Raw genomic sequence first — 22,223 nt, forward strand, 5'->3', positions numbered from 1 at the left:
CTTCACGCGGGCTCACTTTGGACCGCGGCCGCCCACGTCGTCGGCGGTGAACAGGACGTCGCGATTGCCGACCCGACTACCGAGATAGGGCAGCCTCGGCCGCGGGACGGTCTTCGACCCTTCGATCGGCGGGATGTCCCACTGCATCAGGCCGTTCCGCGTCGAGATCAGGAACAAGAACGAGGGATCATCGAGCGAGCGCGAGAAGCTGAACCGCAGCCGGGTCGGGTTGCCCCCGTCGTCTGCGAGCACCTCGATCTTCACGCTTGGGTAGTCGAAGGTCGAGCCCGTGGGCAGCAGGCGATCCGAGCGACGAAAGAACAGCTCACCCGCGGTCTGTAGCCAGGCGCCGCGGATCGCCGCGAGCTCGAGCACCTTGTCGCTGGGTCGAAACACCCAGATCGGGTGATCCCCGCCAAGCGCGAGCGAGCGCCAGCTGTTGGGCACTGGCATGCCGTTGACGTGGAGCACGAAGGGGCCATACATGGCGACTGACTGGCTGGGGCCGTTCATCACGATCACGTCGCGCCCGGCGAGCTCTTGGTCGAGCAGGTCGCCCTCGGTGAACGCGGCGACGTTGGAGGCCTGCATGCCGTCGAGGTGGATCAAGTAGCGTCGCGTCCACTTCAGATCCTCGACGGTGTGCAGCCACAGCATGGCCGCGGCGAACGGGACCAACGCGACGCCAAGCACGCGTTGCACGAGTAAGCTCTTTTCTGCTCGGGCGAGGGCTTCTCGCCCGCTCGCGGACGCTTTCGTGGACTGGTTCGCCGAGGGCAGCGAACTCTCCGGCCGGCCACGCCCAAGCAGCAGCCGCCCGCAGCCAAACACGATCAGCGAGATCGCCACGCACGCGCCCAGCTGCGCGACGACCAGCAGCCGCGAGTGCGCGGGCGCGACCGAGACCGGCAGCAGCCCCAGCGCGGCGCCAAGCAGCGCGGCGCGCAGAGTTCGGCGCTCGTCGTCGTGCAGCCCAAACCGCGCGAGCGCCAACGCGGCCGCCGCCAACGCGACCCCGATCCGCCCGAAGGTCGCGTGAGCCTGGTGGAATTGCGCGGGCGTGTCGCTGGGCCACAGCTCGTTCCACCACTGCGCAGCGGGGTGCCGGAACACCTCGATCGTGGACGCAGGCACGGCCCACAGCGCCCCCGTCGCGAGCTTGGGCAGGCGCAGCTGGGCCCACTCGAACCATGCGCGGGGGGAGTTGATCGGATCCGCGTAGACGTCGGCGCCAATGGTCCCGTAGCCAAGCAGCTGGTGACACGCGAGATAGCCGAGCACGGGGATCGTCGCGGGCACCAGCGCGCGCGCCGAGCTGCGCAGGCGCTGCAGCTTGGTTGGGCCTGACGGCCGCTCGGACACCCCGTCGCGCGGGCCCGCGAACAGCTCCCACGCGAACACGTACACGACCACCCCAAGCCCGTACTCGCCGGCCGCGAGGCACAGGGTCATCAGCACCAGCTCGACGACCGGGCCATGGCGACGCAGCCACGTCGGGGTGTCCGGGTCCGGCTGACGCCACTCGATGTGAGCCCAGATCGCCGCGAACCCAAACACCGCGCAGATCAACACGCAGCGGTTCGCCAGCCAGCCAAGCGGCGAGTCGAACGCGGCCTCGCAGGCATACAGCACGACCGCCAGCGCGGCCGGCCAGCGCGGCAGCATCCGCCGCGCGCACAGGCCAAACGCGAAGATCGAAGCCGCGAACCACAGCAGCGAGTGCACGTGCCACAGCCGGACCGAGCGGGGGGCGATCACGTGATCCAGCCACAGCAGCAAGCTCGACAGCGGCCGCAAGACCGCGCCGTGAAAGTTGGCCTCGACGAACCACGGCAGCGTGCCCTGCTCGACGTGCGGCGTGACGCTGGCGCCGCTGCGGGCGAACGCGTACAGATCAAAGGGGACGTAGTGCGCCCCCGGGTACAGGCCGGCGATCATCGCGTCCTGCATGTAGTCGTCGCTCAGCGGGCCGATCTGGACGGCCGGCCAGCGCACGGCGACGGCCGCGATCGCAAGCACGAACAGCGCGATCAGCCAGCGGACGCGCTCGTCGCGAGCGAAGGGCTCGCGCGCGAGCGGGTGAGCGGACGGCATCGCTGCAGAGTCTACAGCTGGCGACGGCGAGCGTCGCCCTTGCCCTTGCCTGGCTGCTCATTCGGGGCTCGCGGCGAGCCGCTCGCGGTCGCGGGGTTGGCGAGGGTCGCCGCGAATGAGCAGCCGACGAAGCGACCGCCGGGTTCGCGCGCGTGAGGATGGTCCGTGAAGCCGTGGCTCAGAAGCTCGCCGGCAGGTCCCAAGTCGAGAGCGGCATGTTGCCAATCACTAACTTCGCCGGCACCCACCACAGCTTGCCATCGGGGCTCACCGTCACGCGCCCAAGCGCCGGCATCACGCCAAAGTCGGTCACCTCCGCGCTAAACGGATCAACCGCGACAATCGACAGATCCGACAACGACGCATACACCAACCCCGAGAAGCTATCGTGGCTCAAGGTCGTCACCCCAACCTCGAAGTCCATCACCGGTGTCGCCTCATTCAGCGCGGTGTTGAATCGCAACAATTCACCGGTGTCGAGGGCGATCAACAAATGCACCGAGGTGAGCGGGGCGGCGGCGGTGACCCGTGAGTCGAACATGGTCAAGAACTCTTGGGTCTGCATGTCCAGGTCCGCGGTGTCGAAATTGCCGTTGGCCTGCGAGTTGCCAACATACAAGCGAAGATCGTCACCCCAGGTCAGCCCCATGGGCCCGGCGTCGCCCGCGTTGTTGCCAAACGGGCCGTTGACGCCCTGCGTGGGCATGCCGGGCAGCACGATCGGCAGCGGCACCATCGCGCCTTCGATCAGCCGCGCCACCCCCTGCGGCGGGTCGACGAAGCAGCCACAGGTTGGGCAGCAGGTGTAGGTGATCGCAACCTCGCCGAGCATGTCGCCGCCATCGGTCATCGGCGGACCCGCGGGGCTCTGGATGTCGCCAACTAGCGGCGCGGCTGGGTACTGCGGGTTGAGGGCCTTGAGCACCTTGACCTCACCCATGTTGAGGTTGGCGACGCCGTCCCACTGGGTCAAGGTCGCGTCGGTGGTCATGCGGCGCACGTAGTCGGTGCCACTGCGCAGGGTGACCATCCACGCGGTGCAGTCGTCGGCGAACTCGAGGTCGAAGATGTCGGTTGCGAACGGGCCGTTGAGATCGGCCTCGCTGGCGGTGTTGCAGGGGATCGGGCGGTCGCACACGCACGCGTCGCCCCAGCACTGGTCACCCTCGCAGGTCACCGTGCTGCACGGCGCGACCGGGATGCAGGCGCCTTGATCGTTGCAGACCGAGCCGGGGCCGCAGTCGAAATTTCCACACGCGACCGGCTCACCGGCGAGGCTGCAGGGCGCGTCCGGGTCCACGCACTCGCCAGAGATCACGTCGCAGACGAGATCTGGCTCGCAGACCTCGGGGTTTGGTTGGCAGCCGCCTTCGTCGCCGTCACCGTCGCCCGTGCTTGGGTCGCCGTCGCCGTCGCCATCGCCGTCACCGTCACCGTCGCCCGGGTCACCGTCGCCGTCGCCGTCGCCGTCGCCCGTGCTGTTGGTCTCGCCGCTCTCGCTGGGATCGCCGTCGCCGTCGCCGTCGCCCGTGGTATCGGCGGAGCCCGAGCCCGCGTCAGCCGCCCCGTCGTCGTTGCAGGCGAGCGCGAGGAGCGAACAAGCGGTCAGGAGCGTGAGGGGCAAGGCAGCGAGGCGCATCCATGCACCCTACCACCACGCCGCGGGACTGTCCGTCTCGATTTGGTGGCGCCGCGCTCGAGCCTGCAGCCGCCAAACGAAGAGACCGCGCACGGCAGGGCCACGCGCGGTCTTGCTTGTCAGGAGTTGAGCAGCTCAGTGCTTCTCTTCGTAGAACGCGTCGAACATGTGCCCGTACTTGCTGCTGACGACCTTGCGCTTGACCGACAGCTTCGCGGTCAATTCACCGGTCTCGATCGAGAAGTCCTTATCGAGGATCTCGAACTTCTTGATGGTCTCGTAGCTAGCGAGCTCGCTGTTCGACTCGCTGATCAGCCGCTCGACCTCGACGCGGATCTTTGGGTCTTTGCACATTTTCTCGTAGGGGCCCGCGATCCCGCTTTGCTGGGCGAATGCGTCGATCTGCTCGGGATCGATGGTGATCAGCGCCGAGATGAATTTGCGACGATCCCCATGCACCACACATTGCGAGATGAGCTTGTGGGTCTTGACCAGATTCTCGATTCGCGTGGGCGCGATGTTCTTGCCGCCAGCGGTGATGATCAGGTCTTTCTTGCGATCCGTGATCCGCACCGCGTTGGTCTTCGGGTCGATCTCGCCAATGTCGCCCGTGTGCAGCCAGCCGTCTTCGTCAAGGGTCTCGGCCGTGGCCTCGGGGTTGCGCCAGTACTCGCGCATCACGCCTGGGCCCTTGATCAGGATCTCGCCGTCGCTGGCGATCTTGATTGTGGTGCCGGGCAGCGCCGCGCCAACGGTGCCGATCTGGTTTTGGTGGGGCAGGTTGATCGTGGTCGCGGCCGAGCTCTCGGTCATGCCGTAGCCCTCGATCACGACGATCCCTGCGTCGCGGAAGAACCACGCGATCTTCTTGGACAGCGGCGCCCCGCCCGAGATCATCACCCGCATCCGCCCGCCAAGGATCTGCAGCACGCCCTCGCCGACCTTGGCGAACACGGCCTTCTTGAGCGCGCCAAACATCGCGCTCTCGACCAGCCCGAGCCGGTCGCCCCGCTCCTCGCACTCGCCGTTCTTGACCGACAGCTCCATGGCCTTGACGAACAGCGTGCGCTTGAGGCCCTCGGCCGAGGTGCCCTTCTCGACGACCGCGGCGTAGAATTTTTCGAACACCCGTGGAACGCCGGCCATCAAGGTGGGGCGGACCTCACCAAGGTTGGGCTTGATCGTGTTCATGCTCTCTGCGAAGGCCAGCACGTGGCCGGTGCCCAGCCAGCCAACCTCGAGCACCTTGGCGAACACGTGCGCCATCGGCAGGAACAACAGCTGGATGTCGTCTTGGCGGATCACGTCGGCCTCGGCGGTGACCTTGGCCTCGTAGAGCATGTTGCCGTGGGTCAGCACGACGCCCTTGGGCCGCCCGGTGGTGCCAGAGGTGTAGATGATCGTCACCAGCGAGTCGGGGCCCAGCGTCGCGCCGCGCTCCTCGAGCTGGGCATCGGTGACCGACTCGCCCGCCGCCAAGAATGCCTCCATGGTCACGACCCAGTCATCGTCGACCCGCTTGTCGCCGCGCCACTGCACAACCTTGATCACCTCGCCAAGCTCGTCGCGCTTCTCGATGAACTTGTCGACCTGGTCCGCGTTCTCCGCGAACACCAAGCGCGCGCCGCTGTGGTCGGTGACGTACTGGCACTCGTCCGGCAGGTTCGACGGGTAGATGGGGACCGTCACCGCCCCCGCGGCCAGGATCCCGAGGTCGGTCGTGATCCACTCGTAGGCGGTCCCGCCGATCACGTTGACGCGATCGCCCGCGTTGACACCCGCGGCGATCAACGCCTTGCCGACCTTCTGCGCGTCTTCCCAGACCTTGGCCCAGGTCACCGGCCCATACTTACCGTCGGCCTTGACCAGGCAAGCCGTGTCGGTGCCGCGGTTTTGGGCGTGGTCGTGGAGGAGGTCGAGGATCGAGTTCTTGGCCATGGTGTGTAGTTCTCTTGGGGCGGTGCGCGAAGTTGCGCCGAACACAGTCAACCGTGATTTAGCGAGTTATGCGGGCGCGTTCAAGTCGCAGGTGACAACGGTCGCCCGCCTGGCCAACGCTGGTCGGCATGGTCATTGCCATGGAATCGTGGCCTGTGTAGATCGGAGGTATGCGCGCCGATCTGACTCGACTGTCCATTTCATCCATTTTTTCTCTGGCGATGCTGTCCGCTTGCGGCAGCGACGACACTGTCGAGGGCGCCAGCGGGGCCGGGACCGAGACCGCGGAGACCACCGACGGCGAGTCCAACACGGAGAGCGTTGGCGAGAGCGTGGGCGACGGGGACGGCGACGGTGACGGTGACGGGGACGGCGACGGTGATGGGGATCCCGGGGACGGCGACGGCGACGGCGACGGCGACGGGGATGGAGACGGGGACGGCGATGGCGACGGGGATGGCGACGGGGATGGCGACGGGGATGGAGACGGAGATGGCGACGGGGACGGAGACGGCGATGGGGATGGAGACGGGGACGGCGACGGCGACGGAGATCCGATCGTCCTCCCCGGGTGGATCCTCAGCATCGACGAGGTCGACGCGACCACCGACCGGTTGATCCGCATCAGCGTCGACGACAACGACCTCGGCACGGTCACCGAGATCTGCGCCGACATCGTGCTGCCCGACAACATCCCGGCCAACACCAACTTCACCTCGCTGACCTTCAACCAAAACGTGCTCTACGCCTCGGCGCAGGACAACGCGATCGGCGACACCCTGATGGTCATCGATCCATGCACGTGTGAGGCGACCGAGATCGGCAAGTACGGGTACTCGAGCGTCAACGGCATCACCTCCAACGAAGATCAGAACATGTTCGGCGTGGCCGTGACCGAGGACGTGATCATTGACATCGACACAGGCGACGCGAGCTCGGTGTTGTTGCAGCCCCTGGGATCCAACTGGGGATCGACGGGCCTGACCTGGTCGCAGCCAGTGGACAACGTGCTCTATGGCATCAACGCGAACACGGATCGGCTGTATACCTTTGATGGTGACACCGCGCTCGAGCTCGACCAGATCCAGCTCAATGGCAACTTCTCGTCGGTTGGGTTGGAGCTGCACCCAACCCTGGGCACGCTGTACGGCTGCGGAATCTCGGGGCAGCAGCGATCGCTGTATAGCGTGGATGTGCAGTCCGGCGATGTCACCCAGCTCGCGGCCGACGTGTGGGCGGCCAGCTGTGACAACATCGCGGCGCCGTTCGGGCCGGTTGACTGCATTCCGATGTGATCGTGGCATTGGGGTCGGGTCCGCCTTCGGGCGGACCGACCGCTCCTCGTCGCGGCGGCCTCAGCGGCGCTCGCTGGCCGACGAAGGTAAGAGACGAAGCGTCACATTTTCACCGTCAGCTTGGCGTGCTCCGAAAAAGTTGCCAGGAGGTCGACGCCGACGAGATCTACATTGCCTCGATGTCCGGTGGCCCCGGCGTGGAGATCCCCGGGGTCGAGCTGACGCTGGCCAAGTGCGAGCCATGCGGGGACGTGCGCACGCTCCCCGGCCCGTTCATCGGCCCCGAGCAGCTGACCGCGGGCCGCTACTCCCTCGAGCTTCACGCACCCACGGACTTCCGCGGGCGCGTGAAGGTGACGATCACGCACTGAGCCCAACGCGGATCAGGGCATGCATTCGCTGGGCGGCAGCAGGGGCGCCTCGCAGGGCTCTTCGCCCTCGGGCCCGCAGCCGTCTTGAACCAAGTGCTTGGTGTCTTCAGGGCCGATGCAGAACCAGGTCAGCGCTTGATCGCAGGGCATCTCGTCGATGCAGCCCAAGAACACGGCTGGGTCGAGGCAGGGCGCGCCCAGGCCTTCGACCAGCGGCTGGCCAGACACCGACTGGCAGGCGATCGAGGCGTCGCAGGATTCTTTGTCGAGAAAGTCCGCGCAGACGATCGGATCGCCGTCGCCGTCACCGGTATCGCCGTCGCCATCACCGGGACTGGTGTCGCCGTCGCCGTCCCCGGGACCGGTGTCGCCGTCGCCATCCCCGGGACCGGTGTCACCGTCGCCATCCCCAGGACCGGTGCCATCGTCGCCGTCGCCGTCGCCGTCAACGCCCTCGCTGTTGGCCTCGTTGCCCGACCCCGAGCCAGCGGTCTCGGCGGTCTCGGCCGCGGTCTCGGCCGCGGTCTCGCTTGCTTGGGTGTCGCCGTCGCCGGCTCCAGAGTCGCCGCAGCCCACGAACAGCATGAGCGCGGTCGCGCAGCCCAAGTGGAGGTGGTGCCCGAGGGTCTTGAACATAGGGAACGTCATCGCGCGAGTTTACCAGCATCACGGCCGGGTCAACTCGCTGATCAAATTTGGTCAGCGCGCCGTGGTGCCACCGTCGATCGGCAGCTCGACGCCGTTGAGGAAGCTCGCGGCCGGGCTCGCCAGGAACAGGACCACGTCCGCGACCTCCTCTGGCCGGCCCAGGCGACCCGCCGGGCTCACGCGCTCGAGGATCTTGCGGGCCCGCTCCGGGTCAGGGGCGCCGTCGATCATCGCGTGAACCATGGGCGTGTCGATGTAGGAGGGGTGTAGAGAATTACAGCGGACGAGATCACCCTGCTCCGCACAGTGCAGCGCGATCGACTTGCTCAACAGCCGCACAGCCCCCTTCGAGGCGCAGTAGGCGGCGAGCTTGGCGGCTCCGCGCAAGCCGGCGACCGAGGACAGGTTGACGATGCTCGCGTCGCCAGTCTCGCGGGCGCTCGCGCGCAGCAAGCCGAGCGCGGCTTTGCAGCCCAAGAACACACCCTCGACGTTGACAGCGTGGATCCGCCGAAAGTCCGCGAGGCTCGTGTCCTCGATTGTGCCCATGATCCCGATCCCGGCCGAGTTGACGAGCACGTCGAGGCGCCCGAGCTCGGCTTGGATGGTTGCGATGACCGACGACCACCGCGCCTCGTCGCTCACGTCTTGGGTCATGAAGCGCGCGCGGCCGCCAAGTTTGCCAGCGAGCGCGACCCCCCGGGCCTCGTCGATGTCGGTGATGACGACCGAGGCCCCCGCCGCGACAAACCGCTCCGAGCAGCTCGCGCCCAGGCCCGAGGCGCCGCCAGTGATCAACACGACCTTGTCAGTGAAGTCGAACACGCGCGCAGCTTGGCCGCCGAACGCAGCCTCGGTCAACAAGCGAATCACTCGGGCCTGGTGACGCCTGGCTCCGTGTTCGTTATGCTATTGGGATGAATCGTTCTGCGTGGGTCGGCTCGTGTCTCGCTGCGTTGTGGCTCATGGCTTGTGGCGAGACCACGCCAGCAAACGACGGCGCTGACGATGGCGTGTCGACCCACACCACAAAGGCCGAGACCAGTGGCGATGGCGACGGTGACCCGGGCGACACAGACGGGGGCCCGGGCGACACAGACGATGACACGGGCGATGGAGATGGCGACGGTGACCCGGGCTCGACGACCGGCATCAAGTTCGACCTCAACCCGGCAAGTGACGGTGGCGACGGCGGTGGCGTGCTGTGTTCGGACGACCTCAAGCAGATCCTCGACGAGAACAACACCGTGCTGGCCAACTGCGAGCCTGGCACCGCGTGCTTCGAGGGCGAATGCATCGAGATGTGCCTGGCCGCCGGCCTGTCCAAGGGCTCGATCGGGTGCGAGTACTACGTGCCCACGCCGCCGTTTTACTCGAACCAAAGCGGCAACAGCACGACCTTCGACGGCTCGTGCCACGCGGTCATGATCGCCAACTCCTGGGACACCCCCGCGCAGCTCGAGCTGAGCTTCCTTGGCCAAGACTTCGACTACGCCGCGCACGCGCGGATCCCCAGCGGGATCGGCAACAACGTGGTCTACGACCCGATCCCCCCCGATGGCCTGCCGGCGGGGCAGGTCGCGATCGTGTTCCTCTCGCACAACACCAACGCAGCCAACGGCGGCAACCCGCTGACCTGCCCCGTGACCCCGGCGCTGGTCAACCAAGACGCCGTCGCGTTTGGAACCAGCTCGCTCGAGGCCTGGGAGATGATCTCGGACACGCCGGTGACGGTCTACGACATCCTGCCCTACGGCGGCGCGGCCAGCTACTTGCCTTCGGCCTCGCTGCTGCAGCCGCGCACGGCCTGGGGCCAAAACTATGTGATCGCCAATCCCCACGACACCTCGGGCTACGCGTGGCTGCTGGCGGTCGCCCGCGAAGACAACACGACCGTGTCAATCAACGTCAGCGCGCCGATTCAGCCCGGCACGATCATGATCCCGCCGGTCAACACCCCAACGGACTATGTCATCAACGCGGGCGAGACCTTGCAGTGGATGAACGACTCCCAGCTGGCGGGGACGATCGTGCAGTCCGACAAGCCAATTGGCATGTACTCGGGCAACACCTACCTGCGGGTCTCGACCATGGACGTCAACGGTGGTGGGCAGGACTCGTCGCACCAACAGCTGCCCCACGTGCAGGCCCTGGCCAGCGAGTACGTGGGCCCGGGCATCCCCACGCGCAAGTCCAACATGCAGCCCGAGAGCGTGCTGTACCACATGGTCGGCATGGTCGACGGCACCGAGCTGAGCTACGACCCCGCGCCTCCGGCCGGGGCCCCGGCGGTGCTGGACCTCGGGCAGATCGTGGAGTTCGAGTCGACGTCGCTGTTCACGATCCGCTCGCAAGACGACGACCATCCGTTCTCGTTCACGCAGTACATGGCCGGGGCGATCAGCCCCCACCTAGGCGGCTGCCTCAACCAGTGCTCGGGGCTTGGCGACGAAGAGTGGATCAACCTGGTCGCGCCGGCCCAGTACATGCGGCGCTACGTGTTCTTCGTCGACCCCACCTACGGCGTCAGCAGCTTGGCGATCATCCGCACCCAAGGCGCCAACGGGTTCGAGGACGTCGAGCTGGCCTGCTACGGGGTCGTGGATGGCTGGACGCCCGTCGGCAACGAGGGGCTCTACGAGGTCGCGCACATCGATCTGTATCGCGGCGGCGTCGGCCAGTGCGCGCAGAGCCAGCAAGAGGCGTGGAGCGTCGCGCCGTTTGGGATCATCGTGTGGGGCGTCGACCACTACGCCAGCTACGGCTACCCGGCCGGGGGCAACGCGCGGACGATCAACGACCTGGTGGTGCCAGTAGGCTGAGATCCACGAGGTCGTGAATGTTGCCCCGCACCCGCCGGGGTGTCGGCAACGCTTGGTCGTGGCCAAGCAGGTCGATCGTCATGCCCGGCGAAGGTCCCATCAGCACGCCGCCGGTCGTATAGGAGACGCGCGCGCCAGCGGCCAGGCCGACCCGAAACCGACGCAGCAACATCACCAACACCACGCGCTGAATCTGGGCGCCAAGGCTCATGCCGATGCAGGTACGCGGGCCCGCGCCGTAGGGCATGTAGTCGTAGGGCCCTGGCGAGCAGCTGAGCCAGCGGTTGGGATCAAAGCGGCGAGGCTCGGGAAACACAGACGCGTCGCGGTGGGTGACGAGCGGACTGAGGACCACGGTGGCGTTGGCGGGGAACTCGTGGGCCCCCAGCGTGAACGCGTCGGTGCTGCGCCGAAAGAACAACAGCGGCGCAGCCGGCAGCAGTCGCATGCTCTCTTTGATCACGCGGTCGAGCAGCGGCGCGGCGACCATGGCGGCGTGATCCTGGGGGTCGATCGTGATGATCTCGTCAATGAGCGCGGCTTGGATCTCGGGGTGTTGGGTCAACAAGAACAGCGTCCACGCCAGGGTGTGGGCCGCGGTGTCGTGCCCGGCGATCAACAACATCGCGACCTGGCCAAGCAGCTCGTCGTCGATCGCCTCCGAAGCCCGCTGATCGCTCGCGTAGGCGCTGATCAACGCCGAGAGCATGTCCTCGCCAGCGGGTTGCTCACGCCGCTCGCGGATCATCTGCTCGACCCGGGCCCCGAGCTGCTCCGAGGTGGTCAAGAACCGGCGAAAGGGCGTCCCCGGAAAGTCGAGGGGCAACAGCATGTTGGCGGGCGAGAACACGCGGGTCAGGTAGTCGAGGACCAGCTCGCCCAGATCAGTTGGTGGGCCATCCGCGGGCCTGGCGTCGATGTCGAACAAGCAGCGTAGGGCGACGCTCAGGCTCAGCTCCACGCACAGCGAGTGGGCGTCGATCCGCTGGCCCGCGGTCAGCTGATCGAGCACGCCGCCGGCCGAGTCTGCCGTCATCTTCGCGTAGGTCGCCAGCCGGTGCTTGGCGAATACTGGCTGCAGCAGCCGACGCGCGTGTTGGTGCGCCGACCCGTTTTGGTTGACGAGGCTCAGCGAAAATTTGGCCGCTGCGCTGCCCTTGGGCAGCTTGATCGGGTGATCGGCGAAATTGTGAAAGCGGCGACTGTCCGACAGGATCTCGCGGTTGTGGGCCGAGCCAAACGCGACCAACCAACCCGGATCGTCCCGAGTGAGCGGCGCGACGTCTCCGTATTGCTCGTGCAGGCGGAGCATCGCGGCGACTGGGTTCGCTAGGAATCGCATCAAGTTTCCGCGTGGTCCCAGCAACGGCATGGGCCGCGGCCCAGGCATGGCGACCCGCGAGAGCTCGACATAGAAGGTCATACCCTCACGACCCTACTATTGGAGTCACGAGCCAGGTTCACGGCCCGACAGCGTGCACTTGTGCGTGGTGTAGCGGCGGTCTGCGCTGAAGCGCCCACGCACGCGGTCTCTGCGACAGAGCCACGAGCGAATTCGACTGAGCGATACTGCGCAGAGGGTTCAAGACAACGCCGCGAGGGCGAGCTGGACGCGGCGCTCTTGCTCGGCCGCGGGGTCGTGGATCCCCAGGCCAAGGTCGATCGCGCGGCGCAGCAAGGTTGAAGCCTCGAGCAGCCCGTGGAAGGTGGTCGTGCGTCGATCCTCGAGGCTGCGCAAGCGGTCGAGGCCGTCGAGCAGGCGCTGGCGCTCGAGCTTGCGCTTGCCCGGATCATGGGTCCGCGCGTCGATGGCCGCGAGCGCGCGAACCATTGTCGCTTCGTCGAGCTCGGACAGCTCGCGATCGTGGCGGGCCAGCTCGCGGACCCGCGCCTCGAGCTCGGTGATCAGCGGCTCGACCGGCCCCGTGAGCAGCTCGAGCTCGCGAGCCTCGTGCAACCCAGTGAGCTCGGCGCGACGATCCACGAGGCGCTGGACCAACAGCGCGAGCTCGCCTAGCTGGGCCCGCACGTCGGCCGGGGTTGGGCCTGCTGAGGTCCCGTCGAGCAGCGCCGCGATCCGGGCGACGAGCGGGTCCGAAGCGGGCAGCGCCGCGGGCTGGGCTCGGAGCTGGTAGAGCGGCCGCAGCCGCCGCTCCGCGATCGCCGAGCTCGCCTTGCTGCCCGCGACCACCCCGGTGATCACCCCCGCGGCGACGGTCCAGCCGATCACCACCGCAGCCACGCCAAGGCTGGCCATCGCCGTGCCCACGGCCGTCGTGATCGCGGCCGCGCCGATCGCAATTCCGGTCCAGCGCCCGCTGCGATTGGGCGGGACCACGCGCACGTCGAGGCCGAGCTCGGTCAAGCGCGCGCACAGCTCGTGAGCGGTCTGTTCGTCGAGCTTGTCGAACAGCCGGGCCGGCAGGCGCTTGCGCCAGACCAGCTCCTGGTCCGAGTACAGCGTCACGTCGCCGATCACGAACTCGTCCGCGCGCAGCGGCCCGCGAGCGACGGCGTAGACGAACTCGCGCAGGCTCGCGAGCAGCTTGGCGTCTTCGCGCAGGGTCGTCAGCTCGACGCCCCAGGTCGGCGCGCTGTCGTCTTGGTGGACGAAGCGAACACCCAGCCGGCCGCACGAGAGGCACAGGCGCTGGCCCAGGCGCAGCGCGGCGCCGCAGTGTTGGCACACGGTCTGATCACTCTGCAGCAGCCCATCGCCCGCGCCGCCCCGCAGCACCCACGCGATCTCGGCGGCGCTGTCGGGTCGCTGCTCGGGTCGCTCGGCCAGGCACCGACGCAGCAAGAGATCCAGGACCGGCGGGGCGTCGCGGCGAAGCCCGGTGATCAGCGGCAGCTCGACGCGCTCGCGCAGCAGCGCCGGCCCCTCGCCAAACGGGAGGTCGCCGGTCGCGGCCTGCCACAGGATGACACCCAAGGAGTAGAGATCCGCGCGCTGATCCACGACCGTGCGCATCAGCTGCTCGGGCGCGGCGTAGGCTGAGCCTGTGATCAGCAAGCTCGACGCCGTGTGGCTCGACAACAGATCCACCCGCGCGAGGCCAACGTCGGTCAGCACGACCCGCCCGTCGGGCGTCCACACGAGATCCCGAGGGTGAAGGTTGCGGACCACGGCGCCGCCCAAGTGCACCGCGTGCAGGGCGTCGGCGAGGGCGGCCCCGCGATGCGCGAGCTCGTCGATTGGGATGGGTGCTCGCTCGAGCCAGGTCGAGACCCGCTCGCCCTCGGGCTCGAGTCGCAGGCGCCACGGCGGCGGCGCGGTGGGGTCGCGCGGATCCGGCAGCGGTCCCGTTGCCAGCACTGGGGCCACGCTGGTCGCCGCGCACGCGACCAGGCGCTCGACATCCCGAACCCAGCGGCGGCGGACCGACTCATCACGGGCGAACGCGGCGGACAGCCGGCCAAGCACCGCGAGCCGGCCATCGGCGAGGCGCAGCAGCCAACGCTCTTCGGAGCCGACATCCCACGGGCCCTCGACCAGCTGCCAGCCTTCGAGCGGCCGCCCCTCCGAGTCGGTCAGCGCAAACGACGGTTGCACCGGTTCACGGTACCAGGCCACGCCCCGACACGAGTAGGTACTAGCGCTCGCGGGCGGTTTTGGCGTAGTTTGGGGGCGTGCAGGTCACCGGTCACGTCATCCGCTCGCGCTACACGTACGTGCGCAAGCAGGGCGAAGAGGCCTTCGCCCGGGTGATCGCCCAGCTTGGCCCCGAGGGCCGCAAGATCATGGAGGAGGGTCCGCTCGAGACCGTCTGGTATCCCTATGACGTCTATATCGAGCTCAGCACCACGATTGATCGCGTGCTCGGCAAGGGTGACCTGCAGCTGGTGTTCGAGATGGGCTCGTTCTCGTGCGAGCACAATTTAACCGGCATCTACCGGGTCTTTTTTCGCTTCGGCAACATCAACTTTCTGGTCGATCGCGCCGCCAAGGCCTGGCACTCCCAGTACGACTTTGGCGTGATGAAGACCATCCGCGATCCCGACAACAAATACCGCGTGGCGCTCGAGCTCTCGGAGGTCCCTCGTCCAAGCCTGGTGTTGTTCCTCGCCGTCAAGGGCTGGGTGGTCAAGGCCGCCCAGCTGTGCGGCTCCGAGCTGACCAAGATGGAAGACGAGTTCAGCGATGAGCCCGGGTCCACGATGCGGTGGGTGTTCGAGTACCTGTGAGCAGGCCATCCCCCAGCCGTGAGAGCTTGGTCGAAGCCGCGTGCCGGCTTGCTCGAGAGTTGCACCACATCAACCCGCCGGAGTCCGAGCTCCGCGAGCGCATCGAGTACGTGATGTGGGGTCGCAAGCGCGCGTGGGACTGCCTCGAGGACGGGCTGATCACCGAGGTCGAGCTGCGCCAGCTGCTGATCGATCACATCGACTACGAGTGCGCCCACGCTTCGGGTCACTCGTGGCCAGAGTTCGACCCCGACGCGCGCCAGCAGTTCATCGAGCTGATCGACCAGCTGTTGTTTGGCCGCACGGCCGTCTGACAGCGCCGCACACCTCGCGCATTGGCAGGGTGGTGCGTCACGGTATAACTCGCGGGTGCGAGTGCCCGAATCATGCCGACCGAGTCTGGTGCTGGCCTTCGTCGTGCTGGCCGCCTGCAAGGGTGAGCCCGCGCCGCCAGTCCAGGCTCAGCCCAAGACCCAGCCCGAACCGACAGAGCAGGCCGTGACCAACACCGACGCGACTGATCCGGCGACTGATCCGGCGAACGATCCAGCCAAGAGCATGCTCGCCGCCGGTCCAGATCCGCACTCGTACAGTCGCCCCGAGAACGTCCGCGTCGCCCATGTCGGGCTCAACTGGGTCGTCGACTTCGACGCCCAGACCCTGACCGGTGACGCGGTGCTGTTGGTCGAGCGCCTGGATCCTCGCGCGCCGCTGATCCTCGACAGCCGCGATCTCGACATCAAGGGCGTCTACGGGATGAAGGTCGACGCCACCCCGGGCCCGCTCGGGGCCCCGGAGCTCGGCCTGGACGCGATCCGCAACGACGAGGGCTGGGTCGAGGCGAGCTGGGAGGTCGGCCTGTACGATCCAAGCTTTGGCGCCCCGATAGCGATCGACATCCCCGAGGGGGCCAACGCCGTCAAGCTGCGCTACGCGACCCGCCCGGGCGCGACCGGGCTGCAGTGGCTCGAGGCCCAGCAGACCGCCGGCAAGCAAGCGTCGTACTTGTACAGCCAGTCCCAGGCGATCCACGCCCGCTCGTGGATGCCGTGCCAAGACAGCCCAGGCGTGCGCTCGACCTGGGACGCCGTCGTCGTCGTCCCGCGCCGCTACACCGCGGTCATGGCAGCCGAGCAACTTGGGGAGCTGGAGGGCGAGCTGGAGGGCGAGCTGGAGGCCGAGGCCGGCGACGGCACAACCCGAGCGTTTCGCTTCGTGATGCCGCAGAAGGTGCCGGCGTACTTGGTCGCGCTCGCGGTCGGCGATCTCGAGCGTCGCGAAGTCGGTCCGCGCACGGCCGTGTGGGCCGACCCAACCGTGGTCGCCGCCGCCGCCAACGAGTTCGCCGACATGGAGGCGATGCTGACCGAGGCCGAGCAGCTCTACGGTGACTACGCCTGGGGTCGCTACGACGTGCTGGTGCTGCCGCCGGCGTTTCCGTTTGGCGGGATGGAGAACCCGCGCCTGACCTTCTTGACCCCAACCCTGCTCGCGGGGGATCGCTCGCTGGTCTCGGTCATCGCCCACGAGCTCGCGCACTCGTGGTCCGGCAACCTGGTCACCAACAAGACCTGGGGTGATCTGTGGCTCAACGAGGGCTTCACCGTGTACTTCGAGCGGCGGATCATCGAGCAGATCTACGGCCCGGAGCGGGCCGCGATCGAGGCGGTGATCGGCAAGCGCGAGCTGGTTGAAGAGCTGTCGGACCCCGACCAGATGGGCGACAAGCCAGAGTTTCAGCGCCTCGCTCAAGATCTGCGCGGCGTCGATCCCGACCAGGCCTTCTCGGGGGTGCCCTATGAAAAGGGCGCGCTGTTGCTGGTCGCGCTCGAGCACGCCTACGGGCGCCCGGTGTTCGACGCGTTCTTGCGCAAGTGGTTCACGACCCACGCATTTGGCAGCGTCTCGACCCCCGACTTCATCGACTTCGTGGGCATCGAGCTCGTCGGCAAGCACCCGGTGCTCGACGGCCAGCGCACCCCGCAGCTCGCCGCGTGGATCGACGGCGCGGGCCTGCCCGACGGCGCCCCCGAGCCCTCGGCCGAGCCGCTCGACCTCGTGCAGGACGAGGCCAAGAAGTTCGGCGCGGGCGAGCTCGAGGCCAAGGCGATCAGCGCCAAGAACTGGACCCCGTGGCATTGGTTGCACTTCTTGCGCTCGCTGCCGACAACGGTTGGGGCGGCGCAGATGGGCGAGCTGGACCAGGCGTTCGAGCTGACCAAGTCCAGCAACGCCGAGATCCTTGGCGAGTGGCTGGAGATGGCCGCGCGGCACCGCTACGAGCCCGCCTACCCGCGCATGGAGTCGTTCTTGATCGAGGTTGGGCGGCGCAAATTCCTGACCCCGATCTACCGGGCGCTGACGCAGACGCCGGAAGGTTGGAAGCAGGCCAACGCGATCTATGCCAAGGCCCGACCTGGCTACCACGCGATCAGCCGCACCACCCTCGACAGCCTGCTACGGACTCCGTAGGGGTGCGCGAAGGGGGCTCCGCCGCCGAAGCGAGGGGGCTTTTGAAAGCCCCCTTGAAGGGGGGCACTAGACCCAAATCAAGCGCTGAATTGAAAAAGGTGAATGATTTGGGGCTAGTACGAGCCGACAGGCGAGCGTTTGGGGTGAGCGAAGGGGGCTCCGCCGCCGAAGCGAGGGGGCTTTTGAAAGCCCCCTTGAAGACATAGTAGGCCCGAGTCAAGCGCGCAGCGCTTGATTCGGGACTAGAGCTCGATGCCCAAGGGGCCGCAGATCTTCTCGAGCGTGGCCTTGTCCTTGGAGGTCATCTTTGTGTAGGCGGCCTTGGCTTTGGAGGCGCTGCCCATCTTGCACGCGGCGACACCCATCAGGTTGAGCGCGTCGCCGCTCTGGTTTTGGTCGTACGCGTCTTTGGCCAGGCTGTAGGCCTTCTTGTTGTCGCCGGTCATCGAGGCCTTCCGCGCCGCGGTCAGGGCCTCGGCCGGCGGGAGCTTGGGCTCCGCTGGGGGCTTGGGCTTGGGCTTGGGCTTGTCGACGTTCTGCTTGGGCTTGGGCTCTGGCTCTGGCTCGGGCGCGCCCGTCTCTGCGACGAGCTCGCCTTCGTCGCCGCCGTCGTCCTCGGCGGCGCCATCGTCGGTCACGGCCGCGCCTGCGTCGTCGGCCACTTCGGGGACGATCTCGGGTCCCGAGTCTGGATCGAGCGGCTGAGCCTGGCCGTCGTCTTGTTTGACGGGGTCGCCCGCGAGCGCTTTTTTCTCGCCCTTGTCTTTGTCGCTGGGCTTGTCGCCAGCGTTGCTGGCCAAGAACAGCCCGATGCCAAGCACGGCCGCGAGCGCACCCACGATGCCGATGATCAGCCCGGCCTTGTTCTTCTTCTCTTCTTCTTCCGGGGGTTGCTGGTAGCTCTGCCCGGCGTAGCCTGCTTGGCCTGGACCCGACTGCGCGTAGCCTGCGTTTGGATCGGCGTGCCCGGCTGCGGGCGGGAACCCCCCGCGCATCGGACCCAGATCCTCGACCGACATCGACGGGAGGTCGCTCGAGGAACCCATCGCCCCGATCGCGCCGTAGTTGTCGTTCGCCGCCCGCGGTCGCTCGACGTCGACGGTCTGGCGGTCGACGTTGTCGGTCAGCGTGAGGTGGTAGTCCCCGATCTGGATCAGGTCGCTCTCACGCAGCTGCGTGGGCTGGTTGATCGGGACGCCGTTGACCTTGACCCCGTTGTACGAGCCAAGATCGTGGATCAGCCAGCCCTCGTCCTGGAAGTTCAGCTTCGCGTGGCTGCGCGATACATTCTGCTCGGTGAGCTGAATTGTATTGTGCGGCCTACGTCCGATTGTCACTTCCTCGGTGCCGAGGTTGACGACGGTCGTAGCGCCTTCCAGATCTTCGATGATGAGCCTCACGGCCACCGCTCCTGTAGGCTATTGATCACAGCCTAAAACTGTCAAGTTGCAGGGGTGGGCGGAAGTAGGTGATCCCTGTAGGTACCCGCGATCGTGTCGCAGGCGGGGTTCACGAGGCTCCGCAATTTCAGCGTGGATCGCCCGCTCCGGGGGACGGTCCGTAGGTTGGCTGTCCGGCGACGCTGCCGCTGACCAGCGCGAAACGGGGCGCACTGTACATCGGAACCCCTGGTTTTCCCGCTTGTTGGCCATGGAGGTCGAGGTGAGCGTCGGGTCAGCGCGACTTGCCCGCGATCACCCGAGACAGCGGGTAGATCGCAACGCCCTGCTCACGCAGTCGGGGCAGCTCTTCGCCCAGCACTTCTACCATTTCGATCGACGGATGGGCGATGGCCACGGTCGGCTCGTCGCGTGCGTATGCGGCGGCCTCGTACAGGGCCGCTCGGATCGCGGCGTGACCAGGCGTGTGGTCCAGGAACACCTTCCGGGAGATCGTGGGGACCCCGGCGGCCGCAGCCTGCTCGGCGGCCACGGTCTTGGGGGTCGTGCGCGAGTCGAACAAGTACAGCTGACGCTCGCGGAGCACGGGCATCAGGGCAGCCATCGCCTTGGCGTCTGCGCTCAGGCGCGAGCCCATATGGTTGTTGACGCCGACCGCAGTGGGCACCCGCTCGAGCCCCGCCCGCAGCTTGGCCTGCAGCTGCTCGGGGCTGTCGCTGGCGAGCAGGAAATTTTCACCGGAGTCGACGCCGCCCATCGCCTTGGGGTCGAGGGGCTCCATCGGCACGTGCAGCAAGATCTCGCGGGGGCGCCGGTGGTCCGCGCGCAGGCGCTGCTGGACACCGTCGGCGAAGATCGAGTCGGGCAGCACGCTGAAGCTCAGCTCGAAGCGCAGCGCCAGCAGCTTCTCGAACAGATCCAGCTCGCGGCCGACGTCATCGATGACGATCGCCAAGTGACCGTCGGCCTCGGACCAGTCCAGGGTGAGATCGCCTTCGTCGGCGCTCCACTGCTCGGCGTCGCGCACGGCCCAGGCGGCCATCCGGTCGCGGATCGCCTGGTCGCGGGGGTCGACTGCTCGCGGCTCGGGGGGCGACGCGACCAGCAAGAACAGCGCGCCGCCCAGCACCGCCCAGATCAGCAGCATGATGGCGGCGAGTGGGAGCTTCCGCTTGGAGGAACTCACGGTTTCCGCGATACCACAGGCCTCCGCTGGCCGCGTGTTTTTGACGAGAACCGAGCCGACCGGAGGCGAAGCTCCGCGAGATCACAGGCCTCCGCTACACTGCTTGGATGCGGACCTCATCGATCCTGGGCGCTGGGTTGTGCTTGCTGGTGGGCGGCTTCGCGGGCGCGGGCTTGCAGTCGGCGCGCGCGGCACCCGAGGAGCCACCCACGATCCGCCCCATGGTCGAGCCGGTCCAGGCCGCTGGCTCGGACTACTCGCGCTATCGCAAGCTCGATCGCTTCGCGCGGGCCCTGGCGATCATCGAGCAGTACTACGTGCGCCCGGTCGACGGTGAGGCGTTGATCGACGCCGCGCTGTCTGGCCTGGTCGCGGAGCTGGATCCCCACACCAACTACCTCGCGCCAGCCGACGCCAAGCTGCTGCTCGAGGACACCGAAGGGCGGTTTGGCGGTGTCGGCCTGGTCGTGACGCTGCGCATCGAGCCGCTGTCGGGCCCGGTCCCCGACGCCGCGCAACCCCAGCCCCAATCCCAACCCCAACCAGAACCAGCGGCGCCAGCCGAGACCCCGAGTGACGCGGCCGCGGACGCGAGCGACGAGCCGGTGCGCTTGGTCATGTACATCGACGACGTGATCCCCGGCGGCCCCGCGCAGCAGGCTGGGCTCGTGGTCGGGGATCGGATCTTGGCGATCGAGGGCAAGCCGATCGCCAACTTCAGTGATCTCGGCGACGCGGTCAGGATCATGCGCGGCGAGCCCGGCACCAAGGTCAGCTTCACGGCTGTCCACGCGGATCAGCCCGCGCGCGAGCTCGTGGTGACCCGGGCGATCGTGGATCCCCCGGCCGTCGAGGTCCGCTGGCTCGGCGAAGGCCTTGGGGTCTTGCGCTTGCGCGACTTCCAAGCGGCCAGCGGCAAGGAGATGCGCGACGGCCTGAACGAGCTGCGCGCCAGCGCGAAGCAGGCCGGCGGCGAGCTGCAGGGCGTTGTCATGGACCTGCGCGACAACGGCGGTGGCCTGCTGGATCAGGCGATCAACATCGCCGACATGTTCATCGCTGACGGCGTGCTGGTGCGCACCCGCGGCCGCCAGGGCCGGCTGCTCGACGAGGCGCGGGCGCAGGGCCCCGGCACGGTTCGGGATCTGCCGCTGGTCGTGCTGATGAACAAGGGCTCGGCGTCGGCCTCGGAGATCGTCGCGGGCGCCCTGCAAGATCACCGACGGGCGCTGATCATTGGCGAGCGCAGCTACGGAAAGGGATCCGTGCAGGCGCCCTTCGAGCTTGGCGGCGGCGCGCTGATCAAGCTGACGACCGCGCTCTACTACACCCCGGATGATCGGCTGATCCAAGCCAGCGGGATCGAGCCGGATGTGCTCGTTGGCCCGCTGCGGGCCGAGTACGTCGACAGCCGCCCCACCTTGCAGCCCGAGCGCGGCAACCCGCAGCACCTCGAGCCCCAGGACTTCGGCCGCCCGCCCGTGCCGGCCGACGACGCGCAGCCAAGCCCCGCGCGGGTCGAGGCTGGCGAAGACGCCCAGCTGCTCGCCGCGATCGATCACCTGCAAGCCTGGGCCCGCGTCAGCCCAGGTCGTCGAACCCGCAACAGGTAGCCCGGCTGTCTCCAGTCGCGTTGGGCCTTGGGCCTGACTGCGGTATGAAAAGTCCGTCGTGCCCAAGGTCTTCGTCAGCTACAGCCAAGACACCCCCGAACACGGCGAGCGCGTGCTGGCGCTGACCCAGCAGCTGCGCAGCGATGGCGTGGACGCGATCAGCGATCACTTCGTCACCGCGCCCGAGCAAGGCTGGGCTCGGTGGATGGTCGACGAGCTCGCGGCCGCCGACTTCGTGCTGCTGGTCGTCAGCGAGGGGTACCGCAAGAAGGCCGAGGACCAGGTCCCGCGCGGGGTCGGTCGCGGGGTCAAGTGGGAGTCGCACCTGAGCTTGCAAGAGATCTACGAGGCCGAGGCGCGCAACACCAAGTTCATCCCGGTCTTGCTCGAGGGGATCGGCGACGCGGAGATCCCCGCGGTGCTGCGGGCGTGGACGTGGTACCGGGTGCCCGAGGGCTACGAGTCGTTGCTGCGCCGGCTGTTCAACGTGCCCAAGGTTCAGCCGGCGCCGCTCGGACCGCCCAAGAAGTTCGACTGATCGCGGCGAGGGTTGGTTT

General features: G+C 67.6%; 17 protein-coding genes. 8 read left to right on the forward strand and 9 right to left on the reverse strand.

Annotation, left to right across the window (positions count from 1 at the left end; genetic code table 11):
• Positions 1–12: 12 nt before the first annotated feature.
• The 3 genes from DB30_RS17515 to DB30_RS17525 all read right to left on the reverse strand — a co-directional run bounded on the left by DB30_RS17515 (position 13) and on the right by DB30_RS17525 (position 5,671).
• Complete coding sequence (locus DB30_RS17515) at positions 13–2,094, reverse strand: hypothetical protein (protein WP_052550349.1); 2,082 nt, start codon at positions 2,092–2,094, stop codon at positions 13–15.
• Positions 2,095–2,272: 178 nt separating this feature from the next.
• Positions 2,273–3,733, reverse strand: coding sequence for an NHL repeat-containing protein (locus tag DB30_RS17520; RefSeq protein ID WP_146659358.1), 1,461 nt, complete (start codon positions 3,731–3,733; stop codon positions 2,273–2,275).
• A gap of 135 nt (positions 3,734–3,868) precedes the next feature.
• Positions 3,869–5,671 (reverse strand): AMP-dependent synthetase/ligase, encoded by a 1,803-nt coding sequence (locus DB30_RS17525; RefSeq protein WP_052550355.1) that lies wholly within the window; start codon positions 5,669–5,671, stop codon positions 3,869–3,871.
• Positions 5,672–5,892: 221 nt separating this feature from the next.
• Here DB30_RS17525 and DB30_RS41520 point away from each other — a divergent pair, with 221 nt between their 5' ends.
• Positions 5,893–6,966, forward strand: a complete 1,074-nt coding sequence (locus DB30_RS41520; protein ID WP_052550357.1) for a hypothetical protein — start codon at positions 5,893–5,895, stop codon at positions 6,964–6,966.
• 125 nt (positions 6,967–7,091) lie between these two features.
• Positions 7,092–7,337 carry a hypothetical protein gene (locus DB30_RS17535; RefSeq protein ID WP_052550359.1) on the forward strand — a complete coding sequence of 82 codons (246 nt, stop codon included), beginning with the start codon at positions 7,092–7,094 and terminating at the stop codon, positions 7,335–7,337.
• Between the two features lie 12 nt (positions 7,338–7,349).
• Here the strand turns inward: DB30_RS17535 and DB30_RS17540 are convergent, their stop codons facing one another.
• The gene (locus tag DB30_RS17540; protein WP_146659360.1) at positions 7,350–7,985 is read right to left on the reverse strand and encodes a hypothetical protein; all 636 of its coding nucleotides are present in this window, start codon (positions 7,983–7,985) and stop codon (positions 7,350–7,352) included.
• A gap of 51 nt (positions 7,986–8,036) precedes the next feature.
• Positions 8,037–8,858, reverse strand: coding sequence for a glucose 1-dehydrogenase (locus tag DB30_RS17545; RefSeq protein ID WP_205633014.1), 822 nt, complete (start codon positions 8,856–8,858; stop codon positions 8,037–8,039).
• Between the two features lie 44 nt (positions 8,859–8,902).
• Between DB30_RS17545 and DB30_RS17550 the strand changes: the two genes are divergently transcribed.
• Positions 8,903–10,807 carry an IgGFc-binding protein gene (locus DB30_RS17550; RefSeq protein WP_146659362.1) on the forward strand — a complete coding sequence of 635 codons (1,905 nt, stop codon included), beginning with the start codon at positions 8,903–8,905 and terminating at the stop codon, positions 10,805–10,807.
• Here DB30_RS17550 and DB30_RS17555 read toward each other — a convergent pair.
• Together DB30_RS17555 and DB30_RS17560 are read right to left on the reverse strand one after the other, a co-directional pair.
• The gene (locus tag DB30_RS17555; RefSeq protein WP_052550365.1) at positions 10,779–12,230 is read right to left on the reverse strand and encodes a cytochrome P450; all 1,452 of its coding nucleotides are present in this window, start codon (positions 12,228–12,230) and stop codon (positions 10,779–10,781) included. The two genes, DB30_RS17550 and DB30_RS17555, sit on opposite strands and share 29 nt — an antisense overlap.
• A gap of 159 nt (positions 12,231–12,389) precedes the next feature.
• Positions 12,390–14,363 carry a protein kinase domain-containing protein gene (locus tag DB30_RS17560; protein ID WP_052550367.1) on the reverse strand — a complete coding sequence of 658 codons (1,974 nt, stop codon included), beginning with the start codon at positions 14,361–14,363 and terminating at the stop codon, positions 12,390–12,392.
• Between the two features lie 77 nt (positions 14,364–14,440).
• Between DB30_RS17560 and DB30_RS17565 the strand changes: the two genes are divergently transcribed.
• Genes DB30_RS17565 through DB30_RS17575 form a run of 3 tightly spaced genes read left to right on the forward strand, consistent with a single transcriptional unit; the run spans position 14,441 to position 17,467 of the window.
• Positions 14,441–14,995, forward strand: a complete 555-nt coding sequence (locus tag DB30_RS17565) for a hypothetical protein (RefSeq protein ID WP_052550369.1) — start codon at positions 14,441–14,443, stop codon at positions 14,993–14,995.
• Entirely contained in the window at positions 14,992–15,309 is a 318-nt protein-coding gene (locus DB30_RS17570; RefSeq protein ID WP_146659366.1) for a hypothetical protein, read from the forward strand. The genes DB30_RS17565 and DB30_RS17570 overlap by 4 nt, the downstream gene beginning before the upstream one ends.
• Before the next feature lie 55 nt (positions 15,310–15,364).
• The gene (locus tag DB30_RS17575) at positions 15,365–17,467 is read left to right on the forward strand and encodes a M1 family metallopeptidase (protein WP_205633015.1); all 2,103 of its coding nucleotides are present in this window, start codon (positions 15,365–15,367) and stop codon (positions 17,465–17,467) included.
• 242 nt (positions 17,468–17,709) lie between these two features.
• On the opposite strand, the gene DB30_RS17580 is transcribed toward DB30_RS17575, so the two are convergent.
• Positions 17,710–18,867 (reverse strand): FHA domain-containing protein, encoded by a 1,158-nt coding sequence (locus tag DB30_RS17580; protein ID WP_165703821.1) that lies wholly within the window; start codon positions 18,865–18,867, stop codon positions 17,710–17,712.
• A 274-nt stretch (positions 18,868–19,141) separates the two neighbouring features.
• Positions 19,142–20,053, reverse strand: a complete 912-nt coding sequence (locus DB30_RS17585) for a divergent polysaccharide deacetylase family protein (protein ID WP_146659368.1) — start codon at positions 20,051–20,053, stop codon at positions 19,142–19,144.
• A gap of 107 nt (positions 20,054–20,160) precedes the next feature.
• Here DB30_RS17585 and DB30_RS17590 point away from each other — a divergent pair, with 107 nt between their 5' ends.
• Positions 20,161–21,666 carry a S41 family peptidase gene (locus DB30_RS17590; RefSeq protein WP_146659370.1) on the forward strand — a complete coding sequence of 502 codons (1,506 nt, stop codon included), beginning with the start codon at positions 20,161–20,163 and terminating at the stop codon, positions 21,664–21,666.
• A gap of 58 nt (positions 21,667–21,724) precedes the next feature.
• Entirely contained in the window at positions 21,725–22,204 is a 480-nt protein-coding gene (locus tag DB30_RS17595; protein WP_052550381.1) for an SEFIR domain-containing protein, read from the forward strand.
• Positions 22,205–22,223: the final 19 nt, after the last annotated feature.

Source organism: Enhygromyxa salina, assembly GCF_000737335.2.
Lineage (GTDB): Bacteria > Myxococcota_A > Polyangia > Nannocystales > Nannocystaceae > Plesiocystis > Plesiocystis salina_C.